The 13,233-nt window shown below is 66.9% G+C and carries 11 protein-coding genes; 5 read left to right on the top strand and 6 right to left on the bottom strand.

What is annotated here, in order from left to right; genetic code table 11:
* Positions 1 to 20: 20 nt before the first annotated feature.
* Together ACTDI4_RS08850 and ACTDI4_RS08845 are read right to left on the bottom strand one after the other, a co-directional pair.
* Positions 21 to 623, bottom strand: a complete 603-nt coding sequence (locus tag ACTDI4_RS08850) for a superoxide dismutase (RefSeq protein WP_442840799.1) — start codon at positions 621 to 623, stop codon at positions 21 to 23.
* Positions 624 to 730: 107 nt separating this feature from the next.
* Positions 731 to 1,609 carry a branched-chain amino acid aminotransferase gene (locus tag ACTDI4_RS08845; protein WP_442840798.1) on the bottom strand — a complete coding sequence of 293 codons (879 nt, stop codon included), beginning with the start codon at positions 1,607 to 1,609 and terminating at the stop codon, positions 731 to 733.
* Between the two features lie 160 nt (positions 1,610 to 1,769).
* Between ACTDI4_RS08845 and ACTDI4_RS08840 the strand changes: the two genes are divergently transcribed.
* A complete protein-coding gene (locus tag ACTDI4_RS08840) occupies positions 1,770 to 2,432 on the top strand; it encodes a haloacid dehalogenase type II (protein ID WP_442840797.1) in 663 nt (220 codons plus the stop codon).
* Between the two features lie 170 nt (positions 2,433 to 2,602).
* A complete protein-coding gene (locus ACTDI4_RS08835) occupies positions 2,603 to 3,409 on the top strand; it encodes a L,D-transpeptidase (RefSeq protein ID WP_442840796.1) in 807 nt (268 codons plus the stop codon).
* Positions 3,410 to 3,445: 36 nt separating this feature from the next.
* On the opposite strand, the gene ACTDI4_RS08830 is transcribed toward ACTDI4_RS08835, so the two are convergent.
* A complete protein-coding gene (locus ACTDI4_RS08830) occupies positions 3,446 to 4,963 on the bottom strand; it encodes a helicase HerA-like C-terminal domain-containing protein (protein WP_442840795.1) in 1,518 nt (505 codons plus the stop codon).
* 219 nt (positions 4,964 to 5,182) lie between these two features.
* Between ACTDI4_RS08830 and ACTDI4_RS08825 the strand changes: the two genes are divergently transcribed.
* The gene (locus ACTDI4_RS08825) at positions 5,183 to 6,622 is read left to right on the top strand and encodes a methylmalonyl-CoA mutase subunit beta (protein ID WP_442840794.1); all 1,440 of its coding nucleotides are present in this window, start codon (positions 5,183 to 5,185) and stop codon (positions 6,620 to 6,622) included.
* On the top strand, positions 6,619 to 8,736 hold the full coding sequence (gene scpA / locus ACTDI4_RS08820) for a methylmalonyl-CoA mutase (RefSeq protein WP_442840793.1): 2,118 nt from the start codon (positions 6,619 to 6,621) through the stop codon (positions 8,734 to 8,736). The genes ACTDI4_RS08825 and scpA overlap by 4 nt, the downstream gene beginning before the upstream one ends.
* A gap of 266 nt (positions 8,737 to 9,002) precedes the next feature.
* Here the strand turns inward: scpA and greA are convergent, their stop codons facing one another.
* Positions 9,003 to 9,476 carry a transcription elongation factor GreA gene (gene greA, locus ACTDI4_RS08815; protein ID WP_442840792.1) on the bottom strand — a complete coding sequence of 158 codons (474 nt, stop codon included), beginning with the start codon at positions 9,474 to 9,476 and terminating at the stop codon, positions 9,003 to 9,005.
* Between the two features lie 107 nt (positions 9,477 to 9,583).
* Between greA and ACTDI4_RS08810 the strand changes: the two genes are divergently transcribed.
* Positions 9,584 to 10,933 carry a TIGR03808 family TAT-translocated repetitive protein gene (locus ACTDI4_RS08810; RefSeq protein WP_442840791.1) on the top strand — a complete coding sequence of 450 codons (1,350 nt, stop codon included), beginning with the start codon at positions 9,584 to 9,586 and terminating at the stop codon, positions 10,931 to 10,933.
* A gap of 3 nt (positions 10,934 to 10,936) precedes the next feature.
* Here ACTDI4_RS08810 and ACTDI4_RS08805 read toward each other — a convergent pair whose 3' ends face one another.
* Together ACTDI4_RS08805 and ACTDI4_RS08800 are read right to left on the bottom strand one after the other, a co-directional pair.
* Positions 10,937 to 11,941, bottom strand: a complete 1,005-nt coding sequence (locus ACTDI4_RS08805) for an asparaginase (RefSeq protein ID WP_442840790.1) — start codon at positions 11,939 to 11,941, stop codon at positions 10,937 to 10,939.
* 28 nt (positions 11,942 to 11,969) lie between these two features.
* The gene (locus ACTDI4_RS08800; protein ID WP_442840789.1) at positions 11,970 to 13,133 is read right to left on the bottom strand and encodes an acetyl-CoA acetyltransferase; all 1,164 of its coding nucleotides are present in this window, start codon (positions 13,131 to 13,133) and stop codon (positions 11,970 to 11,972) included.
* Positions 13,134 to 13,233: the final 100 nt, after the last annotated feature.

Below are 13,233 nucleotides of genomic sequence, written 5' to 3'. Positions count from 1 at the left end.
TCAGGAACGTGCGCAGGCGGTCAGGCCGTGGCCTTTTCGTACATTTCCAGCACGTAGTCCCAGTTGATGAGGTTGTCGATGAAGGCTTCGAGATATTTCGGACGCGCGTTGCGGTAGTCGATGTAGTAGGAATGCTCCCACACGTCGACGCCGAGGATCGGGCTGCCGCCGTGGACCAGCGGGTTCTCGCCATTCGGCGTCTTGGAAATTTCCAGCTTGCCGTTCTTGACCGAAAGCCAGGCCCAGCCCGAGCCGAACTGCGTGGCGCCGGCGTTGGCGAAATCGGCCTTGAACTTGTCGTAGCCGCCGAGATCGCTGTCGATGGCCTTCTGCAGCTTTGCCGGAAGCTTGTTGCCGCCGCCGCCCTTCTTCATCCACTTCCAGAAATGGATGTGGTTGTAGTGCTGGGCCGCGTTGTTGAACAGGCCGGCATTCTTGCCGAACGACTGCTTGACCACTTCCTCGACCGAAAGGTTTTCCATGCCGGCCTCCGCGGCCAGCTTGTTGCCATTGTCGACATAGGCCTTGTGGTGCTTGTCGTGATGGTATTCGAGCGTCTCCTTCGACATGTAGGGCTGGAGCGCCTCGTAGTCATACGGCAATGCGGGCAATTCAAAAGCCATGGATCGTACTCCCTCATGGAAATCCGGTATCGTTACCGGTCTAAGATAGGTCGGTCGCGCCTCCGGACAACAACTCCGGGGGCGACGCGCGGGTTCCTTCTAGCCGCTCATCCGGCGGAAGTCGAATGCGCCCACTGCCAATAAAGCTCGCGCGCCTTGCGGGCGACGGGACCGGGCTGAAGCTCGCGGTCCTCGATGCGCGTGACGGGCACCACCTTGGAATGGTTGCCGGTGGAGAAGATCTCGTCGGCCTCCAGGAAATCGCGCGCCGACAGCGTCTTTTCGATGGTACGGAAGCCGTAGTCGCCCAGCAGCGCCATGGTCCTGGCCCGGGTGATGCCGGACAGGAAGGTGCCGTTGGCGGCGGGCGTGAAGACATGCCCGTCCTTGACCAGGAAGATGTTGGACGAGCCGGTTTCGGCCACGTTGCCGAGCATGTCGAGCACCAGCGCATTGTCGAAGCCGCGCGACTTGGCCTCCAGGATGGCACGGCCGTTGTTGGGATAGAGGCAGCCGGCCTTGGCGTTGGTCGGCATGGTCTCGATGGTGGGGCGGCGGAAGGGCGAGACGGTGATGGAAAAGCCTTCCGGCGCGATCATCGGCGATTCGTAGAGGCACAGGCAGAAGCGCGTGGAGGCCGGGTCGGCCGGCACGCCCATGTAGCCGCCATGCTCGGCCCAGTACATCGGCCGGATATAGACCGCCGTGTTGCCGTCGAACTTCTTCAGGCCCTCCCAGGTCAGGCCAACGATGTCCTGCGGCGCCATGGTGGGCGCAAGTCCGAGTGCAAGCGCGGACGCATTCACCCGCGCGCAATGGAGATCGAGATCGGGCGCCACGCCCTCGAACCAGCGTGCGCCGTCGAACACGGTCGATGCCAGCCACATGGCATGGCTGCGCGGCCCGATGACGGCCACGTTGCCCTCGTGCCAACCGCCATCCACATAGGTCCAGGTTGCCGATTGCGCGGCCGCCGCCAGTGTCATCGTTCGGGTCCATCCTGCTTTTTGTCGGTGCAACTGCGTTTATTGGACGACGCTTGGGCGCCCCGCGTCAATCACTACGTGGTGGAATTATTGGTCCAGCGCCCCATTGCCGCACAATCGCCGCTTGCACGCCGGCCGCTCCCGCTCCAAAACTTGCGGCATGCAACATGCAGCCTATGTATTCGACGCCTACGGCACGCTCTTCGACGTGCATGCGGCGGTGCGCCGCCATGCCGGAGCCATCGGCCCGGACGGGCCGCTTCTTTCGGAAATCTGGCGGGCCAAGCAGCTCGAATATTCCTGGGTCAGGTCGCTGATGGGCGCCTATGCCGATTTCTGGCAGCTGACCGAGCAGGCGCTCGACTTTGCGCTGGCCAAGGTACCGTCCGCCGATCCCGCGCTGCGCACGGCCCTGCTCGAAGCCTATTGGCGGCTGGACTGCTACCCGGAAGTGCCTTCGGTGCTGAAGGCGCTGAAAGCCTCCGGCGCGCGGCTCGCCATCCTTTCCAACGGCTCGCCTGCCATGCTCGAGCAGGCGGTCAAGTCGGCCGCCCTCGACCAGATACTCGACGACGTGTTTTCGGTGGATGCCGTGCGGCGCTTCAAGACCGACCCGTCGGTCTACGAGATCGTCACCACATCGTGGCGGCTCTATCCGGAGGCGGTTTCATTCCAGTCGTCCAACAGGTGGGACGTGGCGGGCGCCGCCAAGGCGGGATTCCGCACCGTCTGGATCAACCGGACGAACCAGCCGGACGAATATCGCGACCTGCCGCCGGACCTGATCCTGCCTTCGCTCGAAGGATTGCCGACCAGCGGCTGAGAGCGCCCAATCAGGCGTTGCATAACAGCAACAGTGGCGAATGCGTCACGGCCGCGCCTTGCTTTGTCCACTTTAAGAACAGAATCGGCAACGCCTATCGCGCTCGATCGTTATAGCGGGGCAGTTCCTGTCCCCGCCCCTTGCGTTTTGCCAGTTCGAGAAAACCACCAATGACAAAAAACCCGTCCTCCCCCGTGCTCCTATCACGCCGCGGCTTCCTGAACGTCGCAGCGCTCGGCGTCGCCTCCGCCGCCGTCTCGGCCTGCACCACGGTCAGCAGCCAGCCGCCGATCGACTACGGCCCGCCGCCGGCGCCGGAGCCGGAGATGATGGACTACGACACCATCTACGGGCCGCTCTCCGACGGGGGCTACGAGATCCCCGCCGTGCCGTGGCGCAAGATACCGAGTCAGTTCCTGCGCCAGTATGTGGCCGACCCCACCGGCGAGAAGCCGGGCACGGTCGTGGTCGATACCAGCGGCCATTTCCTCTATGTCGTGCAGCCGGGCGGCCAAGCGCTGCGCTACGGCGTCGGCCTCGGCCGAGCCGGCTTCGAATGGGCGGGCGACGCCGTGGTGCAATACAAGCGCAAATGGCCGAAATGGACGCCGCCGGACAGCATGATCGGCCGCCAGCCCGAGCTCGAGAAATACAGCGTCCGCAACGGCGGCATGTCGCCCGGCGTGGCCAATCCCCTCGGCGCGCGGGCGCTCTACCTGTTCCAGAACGGCGAGGATACGCTCTACCGGCTGCACGGCTCGCCGGAATGGAGTTCCATCGGTAAGTCGGTCTCGTCGGGCTGCGTGCGGCTGATGAACCAGGACGTCATCGACCTGTTCGAGCGCGTCCCGAACCGCAGCCCGGTTGTCGTGACCGCAAATGTCGGCGCGCCGATGGTGGCCATGGGCTACCACAAGGCAATCCCCATCGATGCCGGCGTGCCCGACAGCCAGGTGCTGGGAAAATCCTGGTTCTGAGCTAGGGTCAGGACCTGCCTTCCGGGAAGGGGCGGCTCAACGCCCCTTCGAAAAGCTGCCGAGGATGCCGCGTACGATGGCGCGGCCGAGCGAGGAGCCGACCGAGCGCACCACGGACTTGACCGCCGCCTCTGTCACCGACTGGCGGTTGGAGGGGCGCGGCGCGCGCCCGCCACCGGACTTGCCGCCGCCGAAATCCGGCAGGGTCCAGCCCGAGCCGCCAGCCTGCTCGCCGGCCGGCGCCTGTGTCTCGGCCGCCTTCTTCTGCAACAGCTCGAAGGCGGATTCGCGGTCGATCGGCTGGTCGTACTGGCCGGCCACGGGGCTTTCGAGGATGATCTTGCGGCGTTCTTCCGCCGTGATCGGCCCGATGCGCGAGAATGGCGGGCGCATCAGCGTGCGTTGCACCATCGACGGAATGCCCTTTTCCTCCAGCGTCGACACCAGCGCCTCGCCGGTGCCGAGCTGGGTGATCGTCCTGGCGCAATCGAAATCGGGATTGGGCCGGAAGGTCTCGGCCGCGGTCTTCACCGCCTTCTGCTCGCGCGGGGTGTAGGCGCGCAGCGCATGCTGCACGCGGTTGCCGAGTTGGGCCAGCACCTTCTCCGGCACGTCGAGCGGGCTCTGCGTGACGAAATAGACGCCAACGCCCTTGGAGCGGATCAGCCGCACCACCTGCTCCACCCGGTCCACCAGCGCCCTAGGCGCATCGTCGAACAGAAGATGCGCCTCGTCGAAGAAGAACACCAGCCGCGGCTTGTCGGGGTCGCCGACTTCGGGAAGCTGCTCGAACAGTTCCGACATCAGCCACAGCAGGAAAGTGGCATAGAGCCGCGGGCTGGCCATAAGCCTGTCGGCGGCCAGCACGTTGATGGCGCCGCGCCCGTCGCGGGACGTGCGCATCAGGTCCATGATTCGCAGCGCCGGCTCGCCGAAGAAATGCGCGCCGCCCTGCTGCTCCAGGATCAGCAGCGAGCGCTGGATGGCGCCCACCGACTGTTTCGTCACATTGCCGTAGCGCGCCGCGATCTCGGCCGCGCGCTCGGCGATGTTGGCCAGCAGCGCCTGCAGGTCCTTCATGTCGAGCAGCAGCAGCCCTTCCTCGTCGGCGATGCGGAAGGCGATGTTCATCACCCCTTCCTGCGCTTCGGTCAGGTTCATCAGCCGCGACAGAAGCAGCGGCCCCATCTCCGACACGGTGGCGCGGATCGGGTGGCCCTGCTCGCCGAACAGGTCCCAGAAGATCACCGGGAAATCCTCGAATTCGTAGGGCTCCAGCTTCACCTCGGCGGCGCGCTTGAGCAGAAAGTCCTGCGCCGTGCCCTTCATCGCTATGCCGGAGAGGTCGCCCTTGACGTCGGCGCAGAACACCGGAACGCCGGCGTCGGAAAAGCCCTCGGCCATGATCTGGAGCGAAACGGTCTTGCCCGTGCCCGTAGCGCCGGTGACGAGGCCGTGGCGGTTGCCGTATTTCAAAAGCAGCTGCTCGGCGTGCTGGTAACTGTCGTCCGGCTTGCGGCTGGCGCCCAGGAAGATGCTCGCGTCGTCGGCCATGTTCGTCGGATCTCCACTTTCGTGTCCTGCAACCGGGGTCGGTCGCACATATGCTATTGCAGACGTAGTAATGCAGGCGCAGGCTCAAGGCTGCAAGTTGGGGCGGCGATGCTTCTGCCGCTCTGACCCTTGTGTTGCATTGCGGCAGTGCCAAAGGGGCTCTACAGTTCCTCCAGGCCGGGATGGCCGGCAGGACATGCTTGCGACGAGGCCGGAAGCTTGAGCGAAGCCGTGGAAACCAGCAAATCGACCGAAGCCGGCGACCGGGCCCAGTGGCTGGCGCTTGCCGAAAGGGCGCTGGCAGGCGCTGCGTTCGAGGAGCGACTGGTCTCCCGCACCGACGACGGCATCCGCATCGAGCCGCTCTACCCGCGTGCGACCGGCCGCGAGCACAGCCTGCGCCTCAACCCGCAGCAGCCATGGATCGTCAGCCAGCGCGTGGACGACCCCGACGTGGAGCGCGCCGCCGCCCAGATCGCGGAAGATCTGGCCCAGGGCGCCACCGGCCTGTCCCTCGTGTTCCAAGGGGCGCCGAACGCCTTCGGCTACGGGCTGCCGACGGACGCCGACACATTGGAAAGCCTGCTGAAGCAGGTGCCGCTCAACCAGGTGCATCTGCGCATCGACGTGCATCCCTGGAGCCGGCCCATGGCCGACTGGCTGGTGGGCCTGCTGGGCAGCCGCCGCGTCGATCCAGCCCGGCTCAGCCTCTCCTTCGGCATCGACCCGGCCGCCATCTTCGCCGGCACCGGGCGGCTGCGCATTTCGATCGAGGCGCTGCAGGCCTCCATGCCGCAGTCGCTGGCGCATTTCTTCGCCATGGGCATTCCCGGCACGCTGCTGGAAGCGGACGGCCGCGTCTACCACAATGCGGGCGCCACCGAGGCGCAGGAACTGGGCATCATGCTGGCCTCGGCCGTCGCCTATCTGCGCATGTTCGAGGACGCGCGCCAGCCGCTGGTCTATGCCGCGCCGCATATCGGCTTCGCGCTCGCCGTGGACCAGGACCAGTTCGTCTCAATGGCCAAGGTCAGGGCGCTGCGCCGGCTGTGGGCGCGCATCGGCGAAGCCTGCGCCATCCCGCCCGCGCCAGCCTATGTGCATGCCGAAACCTCCTACCGCATGATGACGGCGAAGGACCCCGAGACCAACATATTGCGCACCACCATCGCCTGCTTTTCGGCGGCGGTGGGCGGCGCCGATTCCATCGCCATCCTGCCGCACACCATCGCGCACGGCCTGCCGGCGGGCTTTGCCCGGCGCGTGGCCCGCAACACGCAGCTCGTCATGGCGCGCGAAAGCCATCTCGACCATGTCGCCGACCCCGCCTTCGGCTCCGGCGGCATCGAGGCGCTGACCGACGCGCTGTGCGAGGCGGCCTGGCAGGAATTCACGCAGATCGAGACCGAGGGGGGCGTGCTGGCCAGCCTGCGGGACGGCCACATCCAGCGCCGCGTGATCGCGGCGCGGGACGCGCGCCTCCATGCCTACCGGGACGGCGCGCGCGCCATCGTCGGCACCACGCTGCATCCAGCCCGACGGGAAGAACCGGTCGAGACGCTCGCCGCCGAGCGGCGGCCCGACCCCAGCGAGGGCGTGGTCTTCTGCGAGGCGCTGCCGGCCTTGCGCATCGATGAGGCGATCGGAGAGGCACCATGATCCCCGACTTCAGCCGCATGGCCTGGGCCGCCCCCCATATCGCCCCCGCCACGGCCGAAGGGCTGTGGCAGACGCCGGAAGGCATCCCGGTCAAGCGGCTCTATGGCGGGCAGGACCTCGAGGGGCTTGCCGCGCTCGACACATGGCCCGGCCTGCCGCCCTTCGTGCGCGGCCCCTACCCCACCATGTATATCCAGCAGCCGTGGACGATCCGCCAATATGCCGGCTTCTCCACGGCAGAGGAATCCAACGCGTTCTATCGCCGCAACCTCGCCGCCGGCCAGAAGGGGCTTTCCATCGCCTTCGACCTGGCCACCCACCGCGGCTACGACAGCGATCATCCGCGCGTGGCCGGCGATGTCGGCATGGCGGGCGTGGCCATCGATTCCATCCTCGACATGCGCCAGCTCTTCGACGGCATCCCGCTCGGCGAGATGACCGTGTCGATGACCATGAACGGCGCGGTGCTGCCGGTGTTGGCACTCTACATCGTGGCGGCCGAGGAACAGGGCGTGGCGCAGAAGGACCTCGCCGGCACCATACAGAACGACATCCTCAAGGAATTCATGGTTCGCAACACCTACATCTATCCGCCGAAACCCTCGATGCGGATCGTGGCGGACATCTTCTCCTACACTTCGCGGCATATGCCGAAGTTCAACTCCATCTCCATCTCCGGCTACCACATGCAGGAGGCCGGGGCGACGGCGGACCTGGAGCTCGCCTACACGATTGCCGACGGCATCGAATATGCGCGCGCCGGCGTGGCGGCCGGGCTCGACATCGACAAGTTCGCGCCGCGGCTCTCCTTCTTCTGGGCCATCGGCATGAACTTCTTCATGGAGGTGGCCAAGCTGCGCGCCGCGCGGCTGATCTGGTCGCAGCTCATGCAGAAGAATTTTTCGCCGAAGGACCAGCGCTCGCTGTCGCTGCGCACGCATTGCCAGACCTCGGGCTGGTCGCTAACGGCGCAGGACCCGTACAACAACATCATACGCACCATGGTGGAAGCGATGGCCGCCACGCAAGGGCACACGCAGTCGCTGCACACCAATTCCTTCGACGAAGCGCTGGCGCTGCCCACCGACCATTCGGCGCGCATCGCCCGCAACACCCAGATCGTGCTGCAGAGAGAAAGCGGCACTACCCGCATCATCGACCCGTGGGGCGGCTCGGCCTATGTCGAGCGGCTCACCCACGATCTCGCCGCGCGCGCCATGGATCATATCGAGGAGGTGGAGAGGCTGGGCGGCATGGCGGCAGCGGTGGAAAAGGGCATCCCCAAGCTGCGCATCGAGGAGGCGGCCGCCCGCACGCAGGCGCGCATCGATGCCGGCGAGCAGGTGCTGGTGGGGGTCAACGCCTTCCGCCCGGACAAGGACATCGAGGTCGACGTGCTCAAGATCGACAATGCCGAGGTGCGCGCCCGGCAACTGTCCAAGCTCCAGCAATTGAAGGGCACCCGCGACGTGAGCGCGGTGGAAGGCGCGCTCGATGCGCTGACCGAGGCAGCGCGCGGCGACCTCAACCTGCTGGAATTCGCCATCCGCGCAGCGCGGGCCAAGGCGACGGTGGGCGAGATTTCGCTGGCGCTGGAAAAGGCGTTCGGCCGTCACGTCGCCTCGGTGCGCACCATTTCGGGCGTCTACCGCAAGGAGTTGGGCGAAAACAAGGGCGTCGACCGGCTGGAGCAGAAGCTCGCCGCCTTCGAGAAGAAGACCGGCACCCGGCCCCGCATCCTGGTGGCCAAGATGGGCCAGGACGGCCACGACCGCGGCCAGAAGGTCATCGCCACCGCCTTCGCGGATCTCGGCTTCGACGTGACCGTGGGCGCCATGTTCCAGACGCCGGAGGAGATCGCGAAGCTGGCCGCCGACAACGACGTACATGTCGTCGGCGCCTCCTCGCTGGCCGCCGGCCACCTGACGCTGATCCCCGAATTGCGCGACGCGCTGAAGAAGCTCGGCCGCGACGACATATTGATCGTGGCGGGCGGCGTCATCCCGCCGCAGGATTTCGAGGCGGTGCTGGCTGCGGGCGCGGCCGAGATCTTCCCGCCCGGCACGGTCATCCCCGAAGCGGCGGAACGGCTGCTGGACCGGCTGATGGCGTAAGGTTCCGTGTATCTGATAAAAGACCTTGTCGAACGCGAAATTGCATCATGCGAAAGCTTGGCTAGGGTCAGGGCCTGTTAATTTGGCTGGAATGGTCGGAGCGGATTTGTGCGGATGCGCGAAGGGCGACGCGTCTCCGTACATGACCGACGAGTTTCGAGAACAGATCGAAGTCGCGAAGAAACATCTCGCACCTTACACGACAGTGGAGGATGCAAAGCACAAGAGACAGTAGGTCTCAGCCGGCGGGCCGGATGGCTACCGCTCTATCCGTGCCCCGTAATCTCCCATTCCTTGCCGTTGACCGTCACCACGTCGCCGACCGAGCGGCCGAACAGCGCACGCGCCATGGGCGAGACGTGGCTGATCGAGCCCTTCCCCGGATCGGCCTCGTCCTCGCCGGCGATAAGCCAGGACGCCCTGGCTCCGTCCTCGGCCTCCAGCTCCACCGTCATGCCGAAGCGGACCACCTCGCTGTCCGGTTCCGGCACGGAAAGCTCCGCGCTCTCGCGGCGCGCGGTCCAGTAGCGCAGGTCGCGCGATATCATGGCGATGCGCTCCCGGTCGCCGTCGCCATCCGTCCCCGCCTTGGCCAGCGCCTCGCGCAAGGCTGCCAGTTCGGCGTCGATCATCGCCAGCCCCGTCTGCGTGACCAGGTTGCGGTGAGGGCTTATCGGCCGCTCGGCGATGCCGGCAACGGCGTTTTCGCTATCTTCTTCGCGGGTAAAGGCTCTGCTCATGGTTCAAGCTTAGGCTCCCTGCGGCAGCATCTCAAGCCGGGCCGCGCACGCGCTGCGTCCGGTATGCTTCCTGCTTGATCCTGCCAGGAAAAAAGGAGCCCGTGCCAATGCTGAACAGACGCAGGCTTGTCGCCGGAGCAGCCGCCTTCGCGGCCGCCGGTTTCCTGCACCAAGGGGCCGCCAGCGCCGCCAAGCGCGGCGGGATCGACGCCACCGGGCTCGGCCTGCGGCCGGACGCGGCCGACGACCAGGGCAAGGCCTTCGGCAGGATGCTGCGCGAGGCGGCCGCGCGCGACCAGCCCGTCTTCCTGCCGCCCGGGACCTATGTCGTCTCCGGCCTGACGCTGCCGCCGCGCGTGCGGCTTTCGGGCGTGCCGGGCGCCACCCGCATCGTCCTTGGCGGCGGCCATCTGATGCTGGCGCGAAACGCCGAGCATATCGAGCTTTCGGGCCTGACCTTCGACGGCGCGATGCGGCCGATCGAGGGCGAGGCGCAGGGCCTGCTGGACCTGCGCGGCGTCGCGCATCTGGCGGTCGACGAATGCCGCATCCTCGCCTGCGCGGGCAACGGGCTGGTGGTCGAGCGCACGGCGGGCCGTGTCGAGCGCTGCCTTTTCTCGGGCGCAACCGACGTCGGCCTATGGTCGGTCGATGCGGCGGGGCTGACGATTTCCGGCAACACCGTTTCCGACTGCGGCAATGGCGGCATCCTGGTGCACCGCCGGCAGGCGGGGGAGGACGGCACCATCGTCACCGGCAACCGCATCGCAGGCATAGCCGCGCGCGCCGGCGGCACCGGCCAGCATGGCAACGGCATCAATGCCTTCCGCGCCGGCAACGTCGTCATTTCCGGCAATGTGGTCGCCGACTGCGCCTTCTCGGCCATCCGCGCCAACGGTTGCGACAACGTGCAGATCGGCGGCAACACCTGCCTGCGCTCCGGCGAGACCGCGCTTTACTGCGAATTCGCCTTCGAGGGTGCCGCGATCGCCAACAACATCGTCGACGGCGCCGCCAACGGCATCGCCATCGTCAACTTCAACGAGGGCGGGCGCATGGCCACCTGTTCCGGCAATGTCGTCCGCAACCTTTCGGCCGCCGGCCCCTATCCGCCGGAAGGGCCGGGCTTCGGCACCGGCATCTGCGCGGAGGCCGACACCGCGGTCACCGGCAATGTGGTGGAGAACGCGCCGCTCTACGGCATCCAACTCGGCTGGGGCCCCTATCTGCGCAACGTGATCGTCACCGCCAACATCGTCCGCAAGGCCGGGACGGGCATCGCCGTCTCGGTGGTGGAGGGCGCAGGCGCGACGATCATTGCCGACAACGTCATCGACGGCACGCTGAAGGGCGCGATCCTGGGCCAGCGCTGGGCCGAGCCGGTCACTGCCGACCTCGCCCTGACCGGCAATGCCGGCTACGCCCACCTGACCATCGAGCGCAACCGCGCAAGCTGACGGTCAGGCCAGCGGGGGCGAAGGTCGCAGTGCGCCAACTTTTGCGCCGACGCGGTTGCCGATGGGCGGATTGGCCAGCCCAGCCAGCCGCGCCGCCACCGCCTCGTCCTTGGAAAGCAGCTTCGCCAGCACCGAGGCGACCATGACCTCGGCGCCGCGGCCGGCACCGTCGTCGCATTTCAGCGCGATGCCGAACCCAAGCTCGGGAAGGGCTGCGCAATAGACGCCCTCGGCGCCGGTCTTGGCGAAGATACGGCCCGGCGCGGCCTGCATCAGCGCCACATCGGCCTTGCCGGTGCCGGAAACCAGAAACGGCTCGGCCATGCAGGCGGCAAGCAGCCTTTTCGCCGCTTTCGCGCGCTCCGGGCCGAGGCCCACGCCCGTCGCCATCCTGGCGAAGCCTCGCGCCAGGCTTTTCAGCGGCACGGCATAGGTGGGAATGGAGCAGCCGTCGATGCCGCGGTTTTCCTCGCCATGCGCCGCGCCGGTCACGGAAGCGAGCGCCTCTCGCACGCGCTCCTGCGCGGCATGGGCGGGCCTGACGTAGCCGGCATGGGCTTCGCCGGCATGGCCGCAGGTGCACAGGAAGCCGGAATGCTTGCCAGAGCAATTGTTGTGGAGCTGGTTCGGGCTTCCGCCGCCGCGCGCCAGCGCGATCGTCGCGTCATGGTTGGAAGGCCAGTGCGTGCCGCATTCCAGTGCGGCCTCGTCGAGCCCGGCCTTGGCCAGCATGGCGCGCGCCAGTTCCACATGCGCCGGCTCGCCCGAATGCGAGGCGCAGGCCAGCGCCAGCTCACGTTCGCCGAAGCCGTAGGCATCAGCCGCGCAGGTCTCAACCAGCGGCAACGCCTGGATAGCCTTCACCGCCGAGCGCGGGAAGACCGGACGGTCGGTGTCGCCGATCTCCCAGACCGGATTGCCGTCGGCGTCACAGACAGCCACCGCACCCCGATGCGCGCTTTCCACCGAGGCACCTCGCAGCACCTCCACGAGAACCGGATTGGCCATGTGCCCGTGCCCCTCTACCGCGTCCCGTCTACCTTATCCGATCGAGGATCGACACGTAATTGGCGACCGCGGCACCGCCCATGTTGAAGATGCCGCCGAGCTTGGCGCCGGGCACCTGGATGCCGCCGGCCTCGCCAACGAGCTGCATGGCGGTGAGTACATGCATGGAAACGCCGGTGGCGCCAATGGGATGGCCCTTGGACTTCAGCCCGCCGGAGGGGTTGACCGGCAGCTTGCCGTCCTTGGCGGTGTAGCCTTCCAGCGCGAGCTTTGCGCCCTGCCCGGGCCTTGCCAGGCCCATGGCCTCGTATTCGATCAGCTCGGCGATGGTGAAGCAGTCATGCGTCTCGACGAAGGACAGGTCGTCCAGCGTCACGCCCGCCTTCTTCAGCGCCCGCGCCCAGGCCTGCTCGCAACCCTCGAACAGAAGAATGTCGCGTTTCGACATCGGCAGGAAGTCCTGCACATGCTCGTTGGCGCGGAAAGCAACCGCGCGACGCATGGACAGCGCCGTGTCGGCATCGGTGAGCACCAGCGCGGCGGCGCCGTCGGAAACCAGCGAGCAGTCCGTGCGCTTCAGCGGCCCGGCGACGAAGGGGTTCTTCTCGCTCTCTTGGCGGCAGAAATCGAAGCCGAAATCCTTGCGCATCTGGGCGTAGGGGTTGTCGACGCCGTTCTTGTGGTTCTTGGCCGCGATCATCGCCAGCGCGTCCGACTGGTCGCCATGGCGCTGGAAATAGGCCTGCGCGATCTTGCCGAACACGCCGGCGAAGCCGGCCGGCGTGTCGCCGTCCTCCGGCAGGTAGGACGCCTTCAAGAGGTTCTTGCCGATCTCGGGGCCTGGCGTGGTCGTCATCTGCTCGGCACCCACCACCAGAACGACACGCGAGCCGGCGCCCACGGCGCGGATGCCCTGCCGCACGGCAGCGGAACCGGTCGCGCAGGCGTTCTCCACCCGCGTCGCCGGCTTGAAGCGCAGGCGGTCGTCGGTCTGCAGCACCAGGCTGGCAGTGAAGTCCTGCGGCGAGAAGCCGGCATTGAAATGGCCGAGCACGATCTCGTCCACGTCGTCCGGGCCGATGCCGGCATGCTCCAGCGCTTCCGCCGCCACCTTGGTGATCATGCCTTCCAGCGTCTCGCCTTCCAGCTTGCCGAAGCGCGAATGCGCCCAGCCGACGATGCATGCGGTCATAGATTTTCCTCCAGGTGAATTGGCCCGCCGCGCGGGCGTCATCCCCAAGATGGACATCCGAGCCGGCGCAGTAAAGGGAAGTTTTTGCATTGCAGCATAA

The sequence above is a fragment of the Mesorhizobium sp. PUT5 genome (assembly GCF_052216645.1).
In the GTDB taxonomy this organism is placed as follows: Bacteria; Pseudomonadota; Alphaproteobacteria; order Rhizobiales; family Rhizobiaceae; genus Mesorhizobium.
The sequence above is the reverse complement of the archived record's forward strand: the minus strand, read 5'-3'. Positions and strand labels throughout refer to the sequence as shown.